The following is a 21,347-nucleotide window of genomic DNA, read 5'->3' as shown; positions in this document are numbered from 1 at the left end:
AAGTATAGATAGAGTATAGTAATAGTATTAAAATTATTTCTGTTTCTGAATGATGATGGAGATAAATTGTCGTATGGATTTAAGACACAAGAGGACCTCATCGTGATTTTTAAGCTAAAAAGTTTTCCACATCTGTGAAGTCCAAAACACAAATTTGTCTATAAACATACTTTAAACTGTTTAAACCTGTTTTTTGCTTTACAGGCACAAAAAGTGCTTAAATTTTGATTTTAGGCACATTTAACTAAATTTGGATTATACCAAAACCAAGTTTATGTATCAATTAACAGTACCTGCAAACCGCGTTAGTGAATCGTTAAGTAAGCACATTTTAGCTGATGGTTTCGATCTGACTTACGATATGGAAAAGAGTCAGGGCGCGTATATCTACGATTCGAAACACAATAGAACCCTGCTCGATTTTTTCACCTGTTTTGCATCTGTTCCCTTAGGATACAATCACCCCAAAATGATCAATGATGAGGCTTTTAAGCAAAGTCTTTTTCAGGCTGCTTTGGCTAACCCATCTAACTCTGATGTTTACACCCAGCAATACGCACAATTTGTAGAAACATTTTCCGAAGTGGGTATCCCAGATTACCTGCACCACGCATTTTTTATAGCAGGCGGTGGTCTGGCGGTAGAAAATGCTTTGAAAGTGGCCATGGACTGGAAAGTGCAAAAGAACTTTGCTAAGGGTTACACCAGCGAAAAGGGCTTTAAAGTATTGCATTTCGAAAGAGCTTTTCACGGTCGCACGGGTTATACGCTGAGTTTAACCAATACCCTGCCCGATAAAACCAAATGGTTCGCCAAGTTCGATTGGCCAAGAGTTTCGGTTCCGGAGGTTAAATTTCCGCTATCGGGCAGTAATCTGTCACAAGCTATCGAAACTGAAGCAACATCTATTGCTCAAATTAAAAAGGCATTTGCCGATAATAAAGATGATATCTGCGCCATTATCGTAGAACCAATCCAATCGGAAGGTGGCGACAACCATTTGCGCGAAGAATTCCTGATCCAGTTAAAAGCTCTTGCAGATGAAAATGAAGCTTGCTTAATTTACGATGAAGTGCAAACCGGCGTTGGCTTAACGGGCGAATTCTGGTGTCACCAGCACTTTAGCGAAAAAGCACGTCCAGATATTTTAGCATTCGGAAAAAAAATGCAGGTATGTGGCATCCTGGCAGGGAAAAAGATCGACGAAATAGAAACCAATGTATTTAAGGTACCGAGCCGTATTAATTCTACCTGGGGCGGTAACCTGGTTGATATGGTGCGCTCAACCCAAATTCTGCAGATTATAGCTGAAGATAAACTTTGCGAAAATGCAACAAAGGTGGGTGGCTATTTAAGCAGTCAGCTTGAAAAATTAGCGCAACGTTTCGATCAGATGACTAATGTACGCGGAAGAGGATTACTCTGCTCATTCGATTTCCCAAATAAAGAAATGCGCAATAGTTTTATAAGCAAAGGACTGGAAAACAATGTGATGTTTTTGGGCTGTGGCGAAAAAACAATCCGCTTCCGTCCGGCACTTTGCATTGAACAAAAACATATTGACGAAGGCTTGACCATTATGGAAAAAATATTGCCTTTATTGTAGGCATGAGCAGAAAATCTCTTATTTATAGCATTACAGCAATTGTTTTAATCCTAATTTTCTTTATGGTTAAAGATACTTTTAACCAACCAGGGATTGAAGATATGAAAGCTGGTTTTAAAGAAATTGCCAAATACAGAAACGATAATAACACAGGGCCTGTACAGCGTATTTATGTGGTAACAGTTAAAGATTCGGTTTGGAAAGAGCTGGAAGATTATGGTAATTTAATGCCACACACCAAATATGGCAATACCAAAGTGTATTTCTTTATGCAAAATGCAAGCGTTCCGCAAAGCTTAGCGCCCGGTGAAGTTAATTTTGATCCGGTTTTTAATAAAGCCTGTATTGCTTTGTACGAAAAAAGTGCCATGAGCCAGGTAGCGTTTAATAAGCATCCTTTTAAATAATATTAAACCTATGAGGTTTTAAAAACCTCATAGGTTTACAGCTATACAAAAGCCGAAAACCCCGTTATTGCCCGTCCAACAATGAGGGTATTAATCTCTTTCGTGCCCTCATACGAGTAAATAGCCTCAGCATCGGCAACGAAACGGGCCACATTGTATTCCAATAAAATACCATTTCCCCCCATTACCTCGCGCGCCTTACTTACTACATCACGTGTGCGCAGTGAGCAGAAAACCTTGGCCAGCGAAGCATGTTCATCCTTCAGCAAACCCTGATCCTGTAGTTGCGATAAACGAAAACAAAGTGTTTGCATAGCCGTTAAATTCGATAGCATTTCTACCAGGTGGTTTTGGATCAATTGAAAGGAGGCAATCGGTTTACCAAACTGTTTGCGGGTTCGGGTATAATCGAGAGCATTCTCATAAGCTCCCCTGGCACAACCTACAGCCTGCCAGGCTACGCCTGCGCGGGTCATTTGTAAAACCTTTGCAGTATCTTTAAATGAATTGGCATTTTGTAAACGATCAGCCTCATCTACTTCACAATTGGTTAAAGTAATAAGTCCGTTCTGCACAATGCGAAGTGCCATTTTATTTTGCATTTTTTCTACAGCAAAACCCGGATTGTCTTTTTTAACAATAAAACCCTTTACTTCACCACTCTCCTCATCGCGTGCCCAAATCACCAGTATATCAGCAAAGGTTGCGTTGCCAATCCATTTCTTCTGACCATTTAAAACCCATTTGTCGCCTATTTTTTTACAGGTTGTAGTTAAGCCACCTGCCGCTGCCGAGCCCACTTCAGGCTCAGTTAAGCCAAATGCACCGATAATTTTAAACTGTTGCATTAAAGGCAACCACTGCTGCTTTTGTTCTTCCGATCCGCATAAATAAATGGAGCCCATGGCCAAACCACTTTGCACACCGAAAAAGGTCGAGATAGAAGTATCAATCCTGGCCATTTCCATGGCTAAAATACCTTCCATTAGGTTCGATTTACCTGGACAGCCATAACCCTGGTAGGTTAATCCGCAAATGTTCAGTTCAGCAAGTTTGGGTATAATTTCGAATGGAAATTCGGCCCGGTTCCAATATTGGTTTACTATGGGCTTAACTTCCTTTTCTAAAAAAGCGCGCACTTTTAACTGCAGCTCACGATCCTCATCTTTTAAAGCTTCATCGCCCAGGTGATAAAAATCGCCTTCAATGGGTGGCAATTCTTTCTTTTTATGCCCTCCTCCCATCATTTTCATCATCCCCTGAATCTGTTTATCATCCAGGTTGGAAATCGTTTCGACCATTTTAGGCAGATCAACTTTTTTTGATAAGGCATCTAACTTATCGAAATCTACATGTTTAAAAAGCTTATATGCGTTTTTGAGAGAAGAAAATATATTCGCCATTATTATTCGTTTTCAAAATAACAAACAAATGCGGGTTTTGTTGGACTTTCATTTTAACCGCAAAGTTTTCGCAAAGAAAAGTAAGGACTAGGAGCCTAAAAGCAAAAAATGGTTCGTGCAGGCACGAAACCATCATGAATAATTTAATATGTTGGGTCTAACTTTGCGTTCTCTGCGAATCCTTCTTTCCTTTGCGGTTAAAAAAAGGCTATCTCAAATCAAACAAATTATCAACTCCTAATAATTTCCTCGAGGTAAAGCCCTCTCCGAAGGTTGTACCGATACTCTTGCCAAATTCCCTGGCACGGCCAATCACACTTTCAAAAAATTCGGGCGATGAAATATAAGTTTGCAATCCATCAACATCTGGATTGTAAAACTGAGTCTTAAAAGCTTGTATCGATTTGATCTTGGCATCCATATGATCAGTAATATCGACAATAATATCCGGTCTTAAATAACGATCCTGAATATATTGTAAAAGTAACCTCGGGCGGTGCGCTTCTTGTTTAACACCATTTAAAACCGTCTCCACTTTTGGTAAACCCGATAAAAATACCGAATCGAAAACCAAGTCTCCTGCCCTGCCATGATCGGGATGACGGTCTTCTAAGGCATTACTTAAAATAATTTCAGGCTGATACTTACGGATCACTTTAACTACCTCTAAACGATGAAACTCATCGTTCTGGAAAAAGCCATCGCGCATACCCAGGTTTTCGCGAACATGCAGTCCCAGTATTTTGGCCGAGTCTGCAGCTTCCTCGTCGCGGGTTTCAGCAGTGCCGCGTGTACCCAGTTCGCCACGGGTGAGGTCAACAATGCCAACCTTTTTACCCAATGCAATGTGTTTTAAAATTGTTCCTGAACAGCAAAGCTCAGCATCGTCAGGATGAACGGCTATAACTAAAATATCTAATTTCATAGGTTTTATCGGGCATTTTGATTCAGCAACTGCTGAATTTTCTTTTTGATTTTTGTACTTAAAGGCTTGGTAAACGGCAGGTAAAAGTCAACCAGTTCGCCATTTCTGTTTACCAGGTATTTGTGAAAGTTCCAGCGGGGTTTCGAGCTTAATTTATGGTTTTGTTTTTTATCGCTCAGAAACTGATAAAGTGGGTGCATGAACTGCCCACGTACCATAATTTTATCAAAAACAGGGAATTTAACGCCATGGTTAACTTCGCAAAAGGAAGCAATATCGGTACCATCAAGGGGTTCCTGTTTACCAAAATCGTTTGTGGGGAAGCCTAGTATTTCGAAATCAGGATGATTAATTTCGTCTTTAAGCTGTTGTAATTCTTTCAATTGCGGTGTAAATCCGCAGGCCGATGCTGTATTTACGATGAGTACTACTTTATTCCGGTAGGCAGATAAAGGCTGATCGTCGCCATTGATTTTCTTAACCTTAAACGGATAAATATTCGGAATGCTTTCCTGCATTATTTTTTATTGATAAAAACCCGATGTGCGGATAATAGATTCTATATCCCTATCCTCTGTCGGATCGTAAGTGCTTTTTAAATTATGGCCAACCACGCGGGCAACAATCTGATAAGAAAACGCGGCAAAACCTCCCTTGGTTTGTTTTACAATATCGTAGGTGGTCCGGCCAACTTCACGGTCTATCAGCTTGGTTAAAATCTGTCCCTGAGTAATTGTTAGTTCCTTTATTTCGCGGTTAAACATGTCTTTAATTTCTTTATCACATTGTTTAACCAGTTGTTTTTGTTCCTTTTTCTCCGGTGTCCGGGCCAGGTCCTGTTCAAGTTGCTCATACCTGCGTTTGGCAAATAGAGCATAAGGCATTACTTTTAACACATTGTATCTTAAACGGTTGTAAGCTGCTTGTTCGGCAGGAGACTTCCATATCCTGGCCGCATAAATAGAAACATCTTCCAATTGCATCCACGGAATCATCACCCCATTATCGTTGGTAGAGGCTACTCTGATTGTATCGCTCTTACCCAATTTTGGGAATACAGGGGCAGCTGGTTCCTGCGCCTGCAGTGAAACACCGTAAATCATTACAATACAAAGAAAAAAGAGCCCTTTAATTTTCATAAATTTATACTTTTACAAAGTTAGGTGTTATTTCATATATTAGTTGTTCCACAGAACTAATATAAGTTTTATTCATAAATAAGACGCAATTTTTACGCAAAAAATACAAATGAAAACAGAGTTAGTGATTGATTTAGAGGCAGAAAAGCAAGAGATTCTTAAAAGATACAGGGCATTATTACGCGCAAGTAAATCTACTTTACAGAAGGGCGATAAAAAGGAAATCCGTAAAGCGTTTGATATGGCACTCGAAAGCCATAAAGATATGCGCCGAAAATCGGGTGAACCCTATATTTATCACCCCATTGCCGTGGCACAAATTGCCGCCGAAGAAATCGGTTTGGGCACTACCTCTATTGTGTGCGCTCTGTTGCACGATGTAGTGGAAGACACTGACATTACTTTAGAAGATATTGAACGAGAATTTGGTAAAAAAACCGCTAAAATTATAGATGGCTTAACCAAAATTTCGGGTGTTTTTGATACCAACAGCTCTTTGCAGGCCGAGAATTTCCGTAAAATGCTGCTTACCCTGGCCGACGATGTGAGGGTAATCCTGATTAAACTGGCTGATAGGTTGCATAATATGCGTACCATGGATTTTATGCCACGGCACAAGCAGCTTAAAATCGCATCCGAAACCATTTATCTATACGCTCCCCTCGCCCACCGCTTAGGTTTATATGCCATAAAATCAGAATTGGAAGATCTTTCCATGAAATATCTCGATCCTGATACCTATAAATTTATTGCCAAGAAACTCAACGAGAAAAAAGCAGAGCGGGCGCTGTTTATCAAAAAGTTTGTTGAGCCTATTGATGAAATAGTGCACGAACAAGGATTGGTTGCTGATGTATACGGCAGGCCAAAGTCAATCCATTCCATCTGGAACAAGATGAAAAAGAAAAACATCCCTTTCGAAGAGGTATACGATCTTTTTGCTATCCGGATTATCCTGGATTCGGCACCCGAAAATGAAAAGGCAGATTGCTGGAAAGCTTATTCAATAGTTACCGATTTATACCGCCCCAACCCCGACCGTTTACGCGACTGGGTTTCATCGCCAAAAGGAAATGGTTACGAAAGTTTGCATACAACTGTGATGGGGCCACGCGGCCAATGGGTAGAAGTGCAAATCCGTACCCAAAGAATGAACGAAATTGCCGAAAAAGGTTTCGCTGCACACTGGAAATACAAAGAATCGAGCAACGACAACGGACTTGACCAATGGATCCAGAAAGTACGCGAAATGCTGAATAATCCGGAAGCCAATGCTTTGGATTTTCTCGATGATTTCAAAATGAACCTCTTTTCGGACGAGATTTTCATTTTCACACCAAAAGGAGCTTTAATCCAGTTGCCATTAGGCGCTACCGCTTTAGATTTTGCTTTCGAGATTCATACTGACGTAGGCGCAACCTGTATTGGTGCCAAGGTTAACCATAAACTTGTACCTATTTCTTACAAATTGCAAAACGGCGATCAGGTAGAAATCATTACCTCCAGCAAGCAAACGCCAAAAGAAGACTGGCTCAATGTAGTGGTTACTGCAAAGGCCAAGTCGAAAATCAAGTCATCACTAAAAGAAGAAAAGCGAAAAATTGCCGAAAATGGCAAAGAGATTTTAGAAAGAAAGCTGAAATCGCTTAAAATCACCTACAATACCGATAACCTTCAAAAACTGAGTTATTTCTTTAAACTACCCTCAACGCAGGAGCTCTTTGTTAATGTTGCCCTGGGCAAAATAGAACTTAAAGACATTAAAGAATATTTATCAAGTGAGAAAGAAGTAGAAAGCAGGGCTCCTGAGCGACCAGAAAACCTAACGGTTGATATGGTTAAAACCAAGATTAAAGGCTCAGAAAATGATATTTTATTAATTGGCGAAGACCAGCAGAAAATAGATTATACCCTGGCCGCCTGCTGTAATCCGATTCCGGGCGATGATGTTTTTGGTTTTGTTACCGTAAGTGAAGGAATAAAAATCCACCGCACCAATTGCCCGAATGCAGCCCAGCTGATGTCGAATTATGGCTATAGGGTAGTTAAAGCCAAATGGAATAAACAACAGGAACTTACCTTCTTAACCGGTTTACGCATTGTAGGGATCGATGATGTTGGTTTAATTAATAACATCACCAGGGTTATTTCTACCGACTTTAAGGTGAACATGCGGTCGATTACTGTTGATACCAATGAAGGAATATTTGACGGATCGATTATGATTTTTGTAAACGATACCGAACATTTAGAAAACCTGATTAAAAATTTGTTAAAAGTTAGAGGAGTTACCGGGGTTACAAGGTTTGATGCATAATTAGTCCGAAAGTGGGAAGTCCGGAGTCGGAAGTCAAGGTGGTAAGTTATACGCTATTTTCAGACTGAACTTTGAACCTCGGTCTTGCCGACCTCCGACTTATTACAACATTTCAACAATCTAACCCTCGAACAATCAAACTAATTGACTACCTTTGAATGGAGTTTAAAAACTATGTCTGAACAAAAAACAAATGAGCTCGTTCGCAAGATTTTTGAGGCTTATTTAGAGAACAAAAATCTACGTAAAACACCAGAGCGTTTCGCTATATTGGAAGAAATATATTCAAGAAATGACCACTTTGATGTAGAAACCCTGTACATCCACATGAAAAACCAGAAGTACCGCGTTAGCCGCGCGACGGTTTACAACACGCTGGAGTTATTGGTTTCGTGCGATTTAGTTACCAAGCACCAGTTTGGTAAGAACATGGCGCAATTCGAAAAATCTTATGGTTACCGCCAGCACGATCACGTAATCTGTATCGAATGCGGTAAAGTAGTAGAATTCTGCGACCCCCGGATACACCAGATCCAAACCATGGTTGGTGATCTCTTAAAATTTGATGTTAAACACCACTCGTTAAACCTGTATGGTTTCTGCTCTGATTGCAGTATGGCCAATAAAGTAAACGAAAGTGTCGCTACAGCAGCAAATCTGGAAACAAATTAAATTATAATACAAATAAAACCAGCTTAATTTATTAAATAATGACGCAAGTAGATGTACTTCTCGGCCTGCAATGGGGCGATGAAGGAAAGGGAAAAATCGTTGATGTACTAAGTCCAAAATATGATCTTATTGCCCGTTTCCAGGGCGGCCCAAATGCCGGACATACTTTAGAGTTTGATGGCAAAAAATTCGTTTTAAATACCATCCCATCAGGAATTTTTAACGAAAAAACCATGAACCTGATCGGAAATGGTGTAGTAATAGACCCTATTATCTTAAAAAGAGAATTAGATAATTTAAAAAAAGCTGGTCATGATCCTGTTGCCGATGGTAAACTGGTTATTGCCCGTAAAGCACACTTAATTCTACCTAGTCACCAGTTACTGGATGCAGCCAACGAGGCACGCATGGGTAAAAACAAAATTGGTTCTACGCTAAAAGGCATCGGTCCAACTTATATGGATAAAACCGGCCGTAATGGTTTACGCGTTGGCGATACTACCCTACCTGATTTTAAAGAGCGCTATGCTAAACTAGTAGAAAAACATACTGAAATTCTTTCTCACTACGAAGGTTTCGAATATGAATTGGCTGAAAAAGAAGCTGCTTTCTTCGAAGCTATTGAGTTCTTGAAAACTATCCCTCATGTAGATAGTGAGCATTTTGTAAACGGTTACCTGAAAGAAGGCAAAGCTGTTTTAGCAGAAGGCGCACAGGGAACTTTATTAGATGTTGATTTTGGTTCTTATCCTTTCGTTACTTCAAGCAACACTACTACTGCTGGTGCCTGCACCGGTTTAGGTATTGCTCCAAATAAAGTTGGTGCTGTTTATGGCATCTTCAAAGCTTATTGCACCCGTGTAGGTGGTGGTCCTTTCCCAACTGAGTTAGACAACGAAGTTGGTGAGAACTTACGTGCCTTAGGTCATGAGTTTGGTGCAACCACAGGCCGTGCCCGTCGTTGTGGCTGGATTGATCTTCCTGCATTAAAATATGCCATCATGTTAAACGGTGTTACCGAATTAATTATGATGAAAGCTGATGTTTTAGATACTTTCGATACCATTTACGCTTGTACACACTACGAATATAATGGCGAAACGATTGATTATATGCCTTATGATATCATTTCTATCGAACCGAAACCAGTATTAAAAGCAATTGATGGCTGGGCGACTGATGTAACTAAAATTACTTCGGTTGATGAAATTCCGGCTAAATTGACTGAATACATTGCTTTCTTAGAAAAAGAATTGCAAGTACCAATCAAATTCCTTTCGGTAGGACCAGACAGGGCACAAACTTTAGAATTACATTAATATATCTTCAAACCGATAGATTTCTCCCAGCCTTTAGAGGCAGGCTCTTTGGTTGAAAATGACGGAAATACATAAAAAGCAATCCAAAACGGATTGCTTTTTTGTTTTAACAATCTTCATCTCGACTGTAGCGCAGTGAAATAGAGATATATACCTCGAAATAGATTTCTCGACTCCATTGCACTCCGCTCGAAATGACGATATCCTTAATCAAGAAGTTTCAATCAAAAGATAAAAATTAATTGCTTACAATTACCAGCGCTATTTTTACCTTTGCCGCAGCTTGGAAACCTTACAAAACATATCAGATTTTAAACAAAAAGCACTACACTGGGCTAACCAGTTCGATGTTTGCTGCTTTCTTGACTCCAACGAATATAAAGACGCTTACTCGGCCTACGATTTTGTAATTGCAGCAGGAGTACAAAGCGAACTAAAATGTGCCTCAGGTACTGCTTTTGATCAGTTTAAAGCGTTTCAGTCGATCAATAAGCAATGGCTTTTCGGTTTTTTCAGTTACGATCTTAAAAACGAAACGGAAAATTTGCAATCTAATCATGCAGATCAGTTAAACTTTCCGGATTTATATTTCTTTATTCCAGAATACCTTATTGCGTTTAAAAATGGTAAAATTGAAATATTAATTGGCGATCGAACCATTTTAGATGAAATCAACAGCTTTCCATTCAAAAGCCAAAATTTACCGGTAACGTTAAATATCAATCAAAAAATTTCAAAAGCGCAGTACATCAGCAAAATTGAAAGTTTAAAAAGCCATATCATCCGTGGCGATATTTATGAGGTTAATTTTTGTCAGGAATTCTTTGCAGAAAATGCACAGATTAATCCTGTTGCAACTTTTGAAGCGCTAAACCAACTTTCGCCAACCCCATTTGCAGGTTACTTTAAAGTGTACAACCAGTATATTTTATCGGCCACGCCCGAAAGGTTTATGTGCAAACGTGGCAACCGTTTAATATCACAACCGATTAAAGGAACAGCAAAGCGCAGTACAAATCCTGATATTGATGAACTGATTAAACAGAATCTAAGAAACGATATTAAAGAGCAGGCTGAAAATGTAATGATTGTTGATTTGGTGCGTCACGACCTTGCCAAATCAGCTGTTAAAGGTACTGTAAAGGTTGACGAGCTTTTTGGCATTTACAGCTTCCCACAGGTGCACCAGATGATCTCGACTATTAGTTGTGAGCTCGATCCGGAGATCCACTTTATCGATGCCATTAAAAATGCCTTCCCCATGGGCTCTATGACAGGTGCACCTAAAGTTAAGGCCATGCAGCTTATTGAACAATATGAAGAAACCAGACGCGGTATTTATTCAGGTTCTTTTGGATGTATCAGTCCGGATGGAGATTTCGATTTTAACGTGGTTATCCGCAGCATTTTATTTAATGCTGAGTCCAAATACTTGTCCTTTCAGGTGGGTGGAGCCATTACCTATCAATGCGATGCAGAGAAAGAATATGAAGAATGCTTGCTTAAAGCCAGCGCCATTTTGAAGGTTTTGGGCGGATAGTTGTTCATTAGTTTAATTGTTCACCAGGCATTAGTTCATTGAACCAGCGCAAAGCGACCCGCTTATACTAACTGTCGTCATCTCGACTGGAACGCAGTGGAGTGGAGAGATCTATCTCAAAGTAGATTTCTCGACTGCGCTGCGCGCGAAATGACGATCTCACTATATGATAATAATCAAAAAAGGTGGAAAGTTTATGCATCATGCAAAACCTTCCACCTTTCTACCTTAAGCCTTCTACCTTACTTCTTATAGTATTGTTGTGCTTCTGGCAAATATTTTTGAATCTGCGCAATACGCGTTTCATCGCTAGGGTGAGTGCTTAAAAACTCGGCCGGTTTTTGTGCTCCGGCTGATGCTGCCGACATCCGGTTCCAGAAACTGGTTGCACTTTGTGGATTATAACCGGCCATAGCCATAAAAATTAAACCTAAACGATCGGCCTCTAACTCCTGGTTACGGCTAAATTTAAGCATCGCAACAGGGGTACCTACGCCATAAAGCGTATTGAAGATAGATTGGGTTTTTGGATTTTTAGATAAGGCTACACCTGCCGCTGCACCTATACCCTGCGCAACCATTTCCTGTGACATGCGTTCGGCTGAGTGGCCTGCAATGGCGTGTGCAATTTCATGCCCCATTACCGTAGCTAAACCGGCATCATCTTGTGTTACCGGTAAGATTCCGGTATATACTACAATTTTGCCCCCTGGCATACACCAGGCATTTTTTTCATTGTTTTGTACTACATTCACTTCCCACTGGTAATCTGCAATTAAATTACCATAGTTATTGCTATTCATATACGATTTTACGGCGGTAATTAAGCGGCTGCCGATAGTTTTCACCTTTAAGGCTTGCGCATTAGATGCTGGTAAAACCGTCGTTTTATTTTCTGTTAAAAAGGTATTATATGCTTGAAATGCCATTGGCAAAACCTGATCGTTGCTTACCAGATCAAACCGGCTACGGCCGGTTAAAGGCACTGTAGAACAAGAGTTGAACAGTAAAACACCAGCAACGCTTGCTGTTAAAAATAACTTTTTCATTTTTTATAAATTTAGTTTTCTTGGTTATTCAACAATCATTACAGTTCCGTTTTTAAGCCGGAAATAAGAATTGTTTCACAAAATCTGTCGTTAATGATATCCATCCCTTATTTGTAATATCCATATTAACAGGAATATTGAAAATAAGTTTTCGATAATGTACTTGTTAATTAATTAGCTTTTTTCTTAAACAAATACACTTTAGATTCTTTGCCTTTAAGCAATCTTTCGAGGTTTTTTTGGTGGGTGACTAAAATGAGTACACAAACCACCATTCCGTATAGTACTTCCGATTTTATGGAAACTTGAAACAGAAAAACTACACTGAGCGGAAAGGTAAATCCGGCACAGATGGAACTTAACGAAACATATTTCGTAATCAGCAATACAATAACAAAAACCAGAACACAAAGCATAGATGCTTCGAAGTTAACTGCCAAAATCATTCCAAAAAGTGTGGCAACTCCTTTCCCCCCGCGAAATCCGGCAAAAACAGGAAATAAATGTCCCATTACTGCGGTTACGCCCAAGGCAAGCTGGTAATTTACAAATGGTGCAGAATTTTGTGGCCCGGTTACAGATAAACCGATTAAATAAGCCAGATTGGTTGCAGTATAGCCTTTTGCAATATCGATAATCATTACCGCAATACCGGCTTTCTTGCCCAATACCCTAAAAGTATTGGTAGCGCCTGCATTACCGCTGCCATATTCTCTAACGTCAACGCCATAAAAGGCCTGACCAAGCCATACAGCTGTTGGTATCGATCCAAAAAGGTAAGCTAATAATAAAGCACTGAGCGAATAAACCGTAACCATAGCCTACAATGATACAAAAAATAAGCTTTTAATTTTAGCGCAAATCACTTTAGTATGCTTTTAAACTCATATCCAGGCTCTTTACAGAATGTGTAAGCGCGCCCATTGAAATAAAATCTACTCCGCATGCCGCATATTCGGCTACATTCTCTTCGGTTATACCTCCCGATGCTTCAGTAATGAATTTCCCATCAATTAAGGCTACCGCAGCCCTAAGGTTTTCGAAACTGAAATTATCGAGCATAATGCGGTCTACACCACCAATGGCTAAAACCTCTTTCAGCTCTTCTAAATTCCGTACTTCGATCTCAATCTGGAGATTTTTATTTTGATCGGAAAGATATTGTTGAGCAGCCTTAATCGCGTTCGAGATCCCGCCTGCATAATCAACATGGTTATCTTTAATCAAAATCATATCGTAAAGCCCGATGCGGTGATTAACACCTCCACCTATTCTCACTGCCCATTTCTCTAAATAGCGCAGGCCAGGTGTAGTTTTACGGGTATCTAAAATTTTTGTTTTGGTCGCTTTCAGTAAAGAAACAATGCGGTTGGTTTTAGTAGCAATGCCACTCATGCGTTGCATGCAATTTAAAACCAAACGCTCGGCAATCAGTATTGCGTGGGTACTTCCGGTAACGGTAAGCGCAATATCTCCAACTTTCACTACATCGCCGTCGTGCAACAATACATCAACTTTTAATCCAGCATCTACTTCCTTAAAAATGGCTAGAGCAAGTTCTATTCCTGCCAGTATACCATCTTCTTTAATAATGAGTTTTGCTTTTCCTTGTGTGCCCGATGGAATGGTTGATAAGGAGGTATGATCACCATCGCCAACATCTTCAGTAAGGGCATTTTTTATGAATTGATGTATAAGTTGAGTATCCAAAATGTAGATTTTAATGTCGCAAAAATAAGAATTATTTGTTAGCAGACAATTTACTGATGGATATAAAGATATGATGAATGGCTGAATACCCGATTTTAATCCTTTGCTGGTTCGATTCTCAACTCTGTAATCGAAAATGCCGTATTAAACTTTTTCATGGTAATCGAAACCCTGAACGTTTCTTTGGCAGTACTTAAAATAACGACACCAAAACGGTAATTGGGGTTGGTATTAATTTTATGAAAAATACTTGTTTTAGTAGGTGGGTGCTTGACAAAAAAGTCTCTTAAAATTTGTTCACCTTGTGCTTTTGAGTATACATCTTCCTCATCAACAATAATCAGTTCGATGGTAGAAGCGAAATTTTTGGCAATTTCTTTGGCATTGCCTGCCTTAAAATACGACGACAAATCATCAATAATATCAGCCTGGATAGCTATGGGACGGCATAATGATGATAAACTAAAGATTAATAAGAATAAGCTCCGGATCATTTCTGTATTTTATACAGAAGCGTACAGCTAAAATTATGCCATTAGCATATCAAAAAAAGGATTTCTTAATTTGTATAACATTCAATAAAGTTATATTTGCCATATAAACAAAACACTAAAACAGGTTTAAAGTAAAAATGTTTTAATGTTGATCAATAATTTTCAAAATAAAGATGGTAAACAATAAAAAACTCGCGCTTATAATTCTGGATGGTTGGGGCTACGGAAAACAAGATAATTCTGATGCTGCCTACGCTGCTAACACTCCTTTTTTCGATTCGTTATTACAGAATTATCCAAATTCTAAGCTTGAAGCATCTGGTGAAGCCGTAGGTTTACCAGCCGGACAAATGGGAAACTCGGAAGTGGGCCACATGAATTTAGGTGCCGGCCGCGTGGTTTACCAGGAACTGGGCAGAATAAACAAAGCCATTGCCGACCGCGAACTGCACAATAGCCCTGTTTTAGTAAGCGCATTCGATTATGCCAAAAAGAACAACAAATCAGTACACTTTATCGGTTTGGTATCAAATGGAGGTGTACACGCTCATATTGAGCATTTAAAAGCACTTTGCGATGCCGCGAACGAATCGAACGTAAAAAGTTATGTTCACGCCTTTTTAGATGGCCGCGATACCGACCCGAACTCAGGTTTAGGTTTCATTACCGATTTACAAAACCACATTCAACATACAGATGCTAAACTAGCTTCTTTAATTGGCCGTTATTACGCTATGGACCGCGACAACCGTTGGGAACGTGTTAAACAGGCTTATGATGTAATGGTTAACGGTATTGGCGAAAAGACACAGGATGCTTTGGCTGCCATCAAAAAATCGTACGATGAAAACATTACCGACGAGTTCTTAAAACCTGTTGTGCTAACACAGGATAACGGTGCTCCGGTAGCAACAATCCAACCTGATGATGTGGTGATTTGCTTCAACTTCCGAACAGATAGAGGGCGTGAAATTACAACTGCGCTAACGCAAAAAGATTTCCCAGAGCAACAAATGCACAAACTGCCATTGTATTATGTAACCATGACTACCTACGATGAGAGTTTTGAAAAAGTAAATGTAATTTTCACTAAAGATGACCTGACCAAAACCATCGGGGAAGTTTTGGCCGAAAACAATAAAAACCAGATCAGAATTGCAGAAACAGAAAAGTACCCGCACGTTACTTTCTTTTTCTCAGGCGGCAGGGAAGCTGAATTCGCAAACGAAAAACGCATTTTAATCCCTTCGCCAAAAGTGGCAACCTACGATTTGCAGCCAGAAATGAGTGCTGCAGGAATTACTGATGCCATTACCAAAGAAATGGAAACCGGTTGGGCAGATTTCATTTGTTTAAATTTTGCAAACCCTGATATGGTTGGTCATACCGGTGTTTTTGAAGCTGTAGTAAAAGCAGTAGAAACTGCCGATAAATGTGCAGAAACTGTAGTTAAAACCGGACTGGCAAATGGCTATTCATTTATCCTTCTGGCAGATCATGGCAACTCTGAATATATGGTTAATGGCGATGGCTCGGTTAACACTGCCCACACCACCAATCTGGTTCCATGTATTCTAATTGATAATGACTACAAAACCATTGCCGACGGTAAACTAGGCGACATTGCCCCTACTGTTTTAAGGATCTTAGGTGTAGATATTCCGGCCGAAATGACTGGAAACGTTTTAGTATAATGACTAAAAAACGATACATAGCGGTATTTGCCCTGACTTTGCTTTCCTGTAACCAACGGAAAGCTGCCGATGCAAATACCAGCTTTTTATATTTCGACATTAAGGGCTATTTTGGAAAGGAAATAGTTCGTTTGCAAAAACTCAACCCAACTGTACAAAAAACAGTAAGCGTAAATGGAGCGGCCGAAAATAAATCGGCCACCATTACCGACTGGCAGAAAGAGCTGGCCATTTTTGTAAATGCCGATATCAATAAAACCTCCTGGCGCGGAAGTTTTAAAATTGCACAGGAAAATGGTTCCGATGTCTATACTTCAGACAATAAAAAGATCCCGGTTAAAAAAATTGTGGTTGAAAAGCACGATTTAAAAATTAATAAGGTTGAAATTATCATCGATAATAAAAACATCCTATACCGATCGCAGGATACCCTAACCTATTACCCTGATAGTTTGTACCGGATAAACAAACAGCAAAAAATCAGGCTGTTAAACCTTAAAAAATACCTGATTATTGGTAAGTTGAAATAAAAAAAGGAGCCCCGACCAAATCGAGGCTCCTTTTACATTAAAGGGTATGGTTATTTATTTTAAGGTAGCAATCTGCGCCTTATCGTAAGTTACCCAATCAATAATATCTTTTCTAAGCGGCTGCAAAGTCAATACTTTCTGGAAATCGGCAATCGAATTATTAAAAAGTGCAATGCAAGCTGCTTTCTCGTCTTTTTTCTTGGCTTTAAACGATTTAAAGATTGCATAATCTTTATAGGCTAAACCACGGTTCTGAAACATTTGGGTATCTTCTTCACCACTAATTTCAATAGCCTTGGTAAAATCTTTAAGCGATGCCTGGTAAAAATTGTCGCGCATGGTACTCAACGATTCTTTCGGATCGTTAGCAATTTTTAATCTGGCAATTCCACGGTAATAGTAGGCAGAAACTTCATTTGGTTTTACTACAAGCAAACGGCTGTAAGTATCTATACATTTTTCATACTCCCGGTTCTGGAAATACGAATAACCAAGCATCTGCAATACATTTGCATTGTCAGGTGTCTTGGCACTGGCTTTTTCCAATTGTGCAGCGGCTGTTTTATAATCACCTTTCATCATTGCCTGCATGCTTCTTTCGTAGTTACCCTGTGCAAAACTGCCTGTTGATGAAAAAATAATAAGTGCTATAATCGCCTGTTTAAAATAGTTCATGTATGATTAATAAGTTTAACAAATCTAACGTCCAATACAATATATAGGACAATTTTTTTGCAATATAATCCTATTCTGATAATTTAAAAGTTTTAATTTCTTTTGTTCGGGCACAAAGTCACCAAACATTAGCTTAAACGCAAAAAAATACTTTATATGATATTGAAGGAAATATTTAAATTGCCCTGCCTTTTTAACATAACATTAATATAATTTTTACTTTGGCACAAGAGTTGAAATTGTTAACTTAATATAAAAATTAAACAAAGTGAATACGATCAAACTGCCAGTTTGTCGTTAGCGGAAAATGTGATAATGAGTAAACAAGATATATTTGATTTCCATACAGCTATGCCAATAATCAATGAAGATACAGAGTTTTTTCCCTTAATGTCTCAACAAGACGAGGAGGAAATGAACAATGAGGAAACGCCTGAAAGCCTGGCCATATTGCCTTTGCGGAATACCGTTTTATTTCCAGGTGTAGTTATTCCGATTACAGTTGGAAGGGATAAATCGATAAAACTAATTAAAGAAGCTTACAAGGGGAACAAAATTATTGGGGTAGTTTCTCAAAAAGACGTATCGATCGAAGATCCGACTTTTGAGCAGCTAAACACCGTTGGTACCGTTGCAAACATCATTAAACTGTTGCAAATGCCCGATGGTAACACCACAGTAATTATACAGGGTAAGCAACGTTTCAGCTTAATTGAAGAGGTTCAGAACGAGCCTTACATTAAAGCTGTTGTTAAAAAATTTGAGGAGCAGAAACATAAAGCAGACAAAGACTTTAAAACACTCATTGCGTCGATACGCGAAATGTCGGCACAAATTATTCAGCTTTCGCCAAACATTCCGAGCGAAGCCAGTATTGCGCTTAAAAACATCGAAAGTAATTCATTTTTGATCAATTTCATTTCATCAAACATGAATGCCGAAATGGCCGATAAGCAGAAAATCCTGGAAATGGACAAACTGCAGGAAAGGGCTCAAAAAGTAATGGAGCTTTTAATGGTAGAGTTACAGATGCTTGAACTGAGAAATCAGATCCAATCGAAAGTACGTACCGATTTAGATAAGCAACAACGCGATTATTTCTTAAACCAGCAGTTAAAAACAATTCAGGAAGAGTTGGGTGGCAATTCTGCCGATTTAGAATTTGATGCTTTACAGGAAAGGGCCAAAAAGAAAAAATGGACCAAAGCTGTTGCTGCGCATTTTGATAAAGAATTAGACAAGCTGGGTAGAATGAACCCTGCCGCACCAGATTATTCGGTACAGTTAAATTATTTAGAACTCCTTCTGGATTTACCATGGAGCGAGTTTACAAAAGATAATTTCGATCTGAAAAGAGCACAACGTATCCTGGATAAAGATCACTTTGGTTTAGAAAAAGTGAAACAGCGTATTATCGAATACCTGGCCGTACTGAAACTAAAACAAAATATGAAAGCCCCTATTTTATGTTTGGTTGGCCCTCCAGGGGTTGGTAAAACATCATTAGGCAAATCGATCGCCAAAGCTTTAGGTCGTAAATATGTGCGTATGGCATTGGGCGGTATCCGCGATGAAGCTGAAATTCGTGGTCACCGTAAAACCTATATTGGTGCTATGCCTGGCCGTATTATTTCTTCTATAAAAAAAGCAGGTGCCGATAACCCGGTATTCGTATTGGATGAGATCGATAAAGTAGGAACCGACCACCGGGGCGATCCATCATCGGCTTTACTGGAGGTTTTAGATCCTGAACAAAACAATGCTTTCTATGATCATTATGTAGAAATGGATTACGATTTATCGAACATCCTGTTTATTGCTACAGCAAACTCTTTAAGCACCATACAGCCTGCCTTGCTTGATCGTATGGAGATTATTGAAGTAAACGGCTACACCATTGAGGAAAAAATCGAAATTGCCAAAAAATACCTGTTGCCGAAACAGAAAGAAAACCATGGCTTGCAAACCAAGGATATTACCCTTAAACCTGCGCTGATTGAGAAGGTGATTGAAGATTATACCAGAGAATCGGGCGTGCGTGGTTTAGAGAAAAAAATAGGTTCACTGGTTCGTGGTGTGGCTACAAAAATTGCCATGGAAGAAAGCTACGATGCGAACTTAAATCCGGAAGATGTAGAGCGTATTTTAGGTGCGCCGATTTACGATAAGGATTTGTACGAAGGCAACGAAGTGGCTGGTGTGGTTACAGGCCTGGCCTGGACAAGTGTTGGAGGCGATATTTTATTTATCGAATCGAGCTTAAGTCCCGGAAAAGGTAAATTAACCTTAACCGGTAACCTGGGAGATGTAATGAAAGAATCGGCTGTAATTGCCCTGGCTTACCTACGTGCACATGCAGCAGAGTTCGGTATCGATTATACCTTATTTGATAACTGGGATGTACACGTGCACGTGCCTGCAGGCGCTACGCCAAAAGATGGCCCTTCGGCTGGTGTAACCATGCTTACCGCATTAACTTCGGCCTTTACCCAACGCAAAGTTAAACAACACCTGGCCATGACGGGCGAAATTACTTTACGTGGAAAAGTACTTCCTGTGGGTGGAATTAAAGAAAAAATCCTGGCTGCAAAAAGAGCAAACATCAAAGAAATTATCCTTTGCAAAAGCAACCGCAAAGATATTTTAGAGATTAAAGAAAGCTATATCAAGGACCTAAAATTCCATTACGTAAGTGAAATGAGCGAAGTGATTGACTTGGCCCTCACCAAAAACAAAGTAAAAAAACCATTGGATTTAAGCGTTAAAATTGCGCCGATTGTAAACTAATTTATAATCTTTTGACAGAGAACGATTAAAAATCCAATTACAATAAATACTTTTATAGTCCCGATAATCATCGGGACTTTTTTATGAAATCACTTTTAGCTGCTTTAGTTTTTTGTCTGGTTGTATCAACCGGTTTTGCACAATCCTTTAAAAACGAATTTGGTTTTAAAACCGAAAACGATGCCTATCTGGCCACTTTAAACGACCGCTATTATACCAACGGGTTATTTATTTATTTCCGCAGGGCTTTAAATACCGAAAAGCTATCGGATAAAATCGAGAAAAAAACCTACGAAATTTCTGCCGGACAAAAAATGTACACACCTTACTGGGGTCAGGTACCCAACAAAGAAGATCAGGACCGTCCCTTTGCCGGTTACTTATACGCAGGTGCAGCTTACTCGGTTTTTTACAAAAACGAAAGTGTTTTAAAAACCAGTGTAGAATTGGGTACGGTTGGTCCCAACTCGCTTGCTCAAACTGCACAGCGCTTTTTGCATAAAACAGTTGGCTTTTACACTCCGGCTGGCTGGGATTACCAGATTAAAAATGAAGTAGCTGTAAACTTAGCCGCAAATTACAGCAAGCTCATTTTCAGGCCAGAAGATCCAATTGCCGATATCAGTGCTCAGGGTTATGCCAATTTAGGCACTACATTTTCAGGTTTGGGAGCTTCAGTTTTATTCAGGGCTGGTAAAATCAATCAATTGTTCAACACCGCTTACCATAATGCAGTAATTGGAAATGCTAAAACCAAAAGCCTAAACAACTCAGAGTTTTTCTTTTACGTAAAACCGCAACTCAATTTTGTGGCTTACGATGCAACCATTCAGGGAAGTATGTTTAAAGACAATAGTCCCCTAACTTTTGGCGTTAAACCCATTGTTTTTGAACAACAGTTTGGGGTAAACTACAGCTCGAAGAGGTTTACGGCCGATTTTAATATCATTTTTAAAACCAAGGAAGTTAAAAGTGTAGCCAAGGCGCAAAATTATGGTGGCTTAAGCTTGTACTATAGGTTTGGAAAAATATAGCTGAATTGTGATATGGCTTAATTATTAGTAACTACGCTATTGCTTC

Annotated in this window: 19 protein-coding genes; 10 read left to right on the top strand and 9 right to left on the bottom strand. The window is 39.4% G+C overall.

Annotated elements, in window-relative coordinates; all coding sequences use genetic code 11:
• The first annotated feature begins 274 nt into the window (after positions 1 to 274).
• Together lat and HWV58_RS09345 are read left to right on the top strand one after the other, a co-directional pair.
• Positions 275 to 1,606: an L-lysine 6-transaminase gene (gene lat, locus HWV58_RS09350; protein WP_175633857.1), complete on the top strand. Its 1,332-nt coding sequence runs from the start codon at positions 275 to 277 to the stop codon at positions 1,604 to 1,606.
• A gap of 2 nt (positions 1,607 to 1,608) precedes the next feature.
• The gene (locus HWV58_RS09345; protein WP_175633856.1) at positions 1,609 to 2,013 is read left to right on the top strand and encodes a hypothetical protein; all 405 of its coding nucleotides are present in this window, start codon (positions 1,609 to 1,611) and stop codon (positions 2,011 to 2,013) included.
• 41 nt (positions 2,014 to 2,054) lie between these two features.
• Here HWV58_RS09345 and HWV58_RS09340 read toward each other — a convergent pair whose 3' ends face one another.
• From HWV58_RS09340 to HWV58_RS09325, 4 genes are all read right to left on the bottom strand, one after another.
• The gene (locus HWV58_RS09340; RefSeq protein WP_175633855.1) at positions 2,055 to 3,416 is read right to left on the bottom strand and encodes an acyl-CoA dehydrogenase family protein; all 1,362 of its coding nucleotides are present in this window, start codon (positions 3,414 to 3,416) and stop codon (positions 2,055 to 2,057) included.
• Between the two features lie 208 nt (positions 3,417 to 3,624).
• Positions 3,625 to 4,341 (bottom strand): bacillithiol biosynthesis deacetylase BshB1, encoded by a 717-nt coding sequence (gene bshB1, locus HWV58_RS09335; protein WP_175633854.1) that lies wholly within the window; start codon positions 4,339 to 4,341, stop codon positions 3,625 to 3,627.
• 5 nt (positions 4,342 to 4,346) lie between these two features.
• Complete coding sequence (locus tag HWV58_RS09330; protein WP_175633853.1) at positions 4,347 to 4,859, bottom strand: glutathione peroxidase; 513 nt, start codon at positions 4,857 to 4,859, stop codon at positions 4,347 to 4,349.
• Positions 4,860 to 4,865: 6 nt separating this feature from the next.
• A complete protein-coding gene (locus HWV58_RS09325) occupies positions 4,866 to 5,480 on the bottom strand; it encodes a DUF4294 domain-containing protein (RefSeq protein ID WP_175633852.1) in 615 nt (204 codons plus the stop codon).
• 109 nt (positions 5,481 to 5,589) lie between these two features.
• Here HWV58_RS09325 and HWV58_RS09320 point away from each other — a divergent pair, with 109 nt between their 5' ends.
• The 4 genes from HWV58_RS09320 (at position 5,590) to HWV58_RS09305 (ending at position 11,328) form a co-directional block, all read left to right on the top strand.
• On the top strand, positions 5,590 to 7,797 hold the full coding sequence (locus HWV58_RS09320; protein ID WP_175633851.1) for a RelA/SpoT family protein: 2,208 nt from the start codon (positions 5,590 to 5,592) through the stop codon (positions 7,795 to 7,797).
• Between the two features lie 174 nt (positions 7,798 to 7,971).
• Positions 7,972 to 8,469, top strand: a complete 498-nt coding sequence (locus tag HWV58_RS09315) for a Fur family transcriptional regulator (RefSeq protein ID WP_175633850.1) — start codon at positions 7,972 to 7,974, stop codon at positions 8,467 to 8,469.
• A 38-nt stretch (positions 8,470 to 8,507) separates the two neighbouring features.
• Complete coding sequence (locus HWV58_RS09310) at positions 8,508 to 9,788, top strand: adenylosuccinate synthase (protein WP_175633849.1); 1,281 nt, start codon at positions 8,508 to 8,510, stop codon at positions 9,786 to 9,788.
• A gap of 283 nt (positions 9,789 to 10,071) precedes the next feature.
• Positions 10,072 to 11,328, top strand: coding sequence for an anthranilate synthase component I family protein (locus tag HWV58_RS09305; RefSeq protein WP_175633848.1), 1,257 nt, complete (start codon positions 10,072 to 10,074; stop codon positions 11,326 to 11,328).
• A 242-nt stretch (positions 11,329 to 11,570) separates the two neighbouring features.
• Here the strand turns inward: HWV58_RS09305 and HWV58_RS09300 are convergent, their stop codons facing one another.
• From HWV58_RS09300 to HWV58_RS09285, 4 genes are all read right to left on the bottom strand, one after another.
• Positions 11,571 to 12,377, bottom strand: a complete 807-nt coding sequence (locus HWV58_RS09300; RefSeq protein WP_124562149.1) for a M48 family metallopeptidase — start codon at positions 12,375 to 12,377, stop codon at positions 11,571 to 11,573.
• A 170-nt stretch (positions 12,378 to 12,547) separates the two neighbouring features.
• Positions 12,548 to 13,195: a glycerol-3-phosphate 1-O-acyltransferase PlsY gene (plsY, locus tag HWV58_RS09295; RefSeq protein ID WP_039482305.1), complete on the bottom strand. Its 648-nt coding sequence runs from the start codon at positions 13,193 to 13,195 to the stop codon at positions 12,548 to 12,550.
• Between the two features lie 49 nt (positions 13,196 to 13,244).
• Entirely contained in the window at positions 13,245 to 14,087 is an 843-nt protein-coding gene (gene nadC, locus HWV58_RS09290) for a carboxylating nicotinate-nucleotide diphosphorylase (RefSeq protein ID WP_175633847.1), read from the bottom strand.
• A 95-nt stretch (positions 14,088 to 14,182) separates the two neighbouring features.
• Positions 14,183 to 14,581, bottom strand: coding sequence for a DUF4783 domain-containing protein (locus HWV58_RS09285; protein ID WP_175633846.1), 399 nt, complete (start codon positions 14,579 to 14,581; stop codon positions 14,183 to 14,185).
• A 173-nt stretch (positions 14,582 to 14,754) separates the two neighbouring features.
• Between HWV58_RS09285 and gpmI the strand changes: the two genes are divergently transcribed.
• Complete coding sequence (gene gpmI / locus HWV58_RS09280) at positions 14,755 to 16,275, top strand: 2,3-bisphosphoglycerate-independent phosphoglycerate mutase (protein ID WP_175633845.1); 1,521 nt, start codon at positions 14,755 to 14,757, stop codon at positions 16,273 to 16,275.
• Positions 16,275 to 16,805, top strand: a complete 531-nt coding sequence (locus tag HWV58_RS09275) for a hypothetical protein (protein ID WP_175633844.1) — start codon at positions 16,275 to 16,277, stop codon at positions 16,803 to 16,805. The genes gpmI and HWV58_RS09275 overlap by 1 nt, the downstream gene beginning before the upstream one ends.
• A gap of 54 nt (positions 16,806 to 16,859) precedes the next feature.
• Here the strand turns inward: HWV58_RS09275 and HWV58_RS09270 are convergent, their stop codons facing one another.
• Entirely contained in the window at positions 16,860 to 17,480 is a 621-nt protein-coding gene (locus HWV58_RS09270; RefSeq protein WP_175633843.1) for a tetratricopeptide repeat protein, read from the bottom strand.
• A 315-nt stretch (positions 17,481 to 17,795) separates the two neighbouring features.
• Between HWV58_RS09270 and lon the strand changes: the two genes are divergently transcribed.
• The gene (gene lon, locus HWV58_RS09265) at positions 17,796 to 20,267 is read left to right on the top strand and encodes an endopeptidase La (protein ID WP_175633842.1); all 2,472 of its coding nucleotides are present in this window, start codon (positions 17,796 to 17,798) and stop codon (positions 20,265 to 20,267) included.
• Between the two features lie 83 nt (positions 20,268 to 20,350).
• Positions 20,351 to 21,301 carry a lipid A deacylase LpxR family protein gene (locus HWV58_RS09260; protein ID WP_175633841.1) on the top strand — a complete coding sequence of 317 codons (951 nt, stop codon included), beginning with the start codon at positions 20,351 to 20,353 and terminating at the stop codon, positions 21,299 to 21,301.
• Positions 21,302 to 21,347: the final 46 nt, after the last annotated feature.

It is taken from the genome of Pedobacter ghigonis (assembly GCF_903166585.1).
Lineage (GTDB): Bacteria > Bacteroidota > Bacteroidia > Sphingobacteriales > Sphingobacteriaceae > Pedobacter > Pedobacter ghigonis.
Note: the sequence above shows the minus strand (reverse complement) of the source record. Positions and strands in the feature narration are given on the sequence as shown.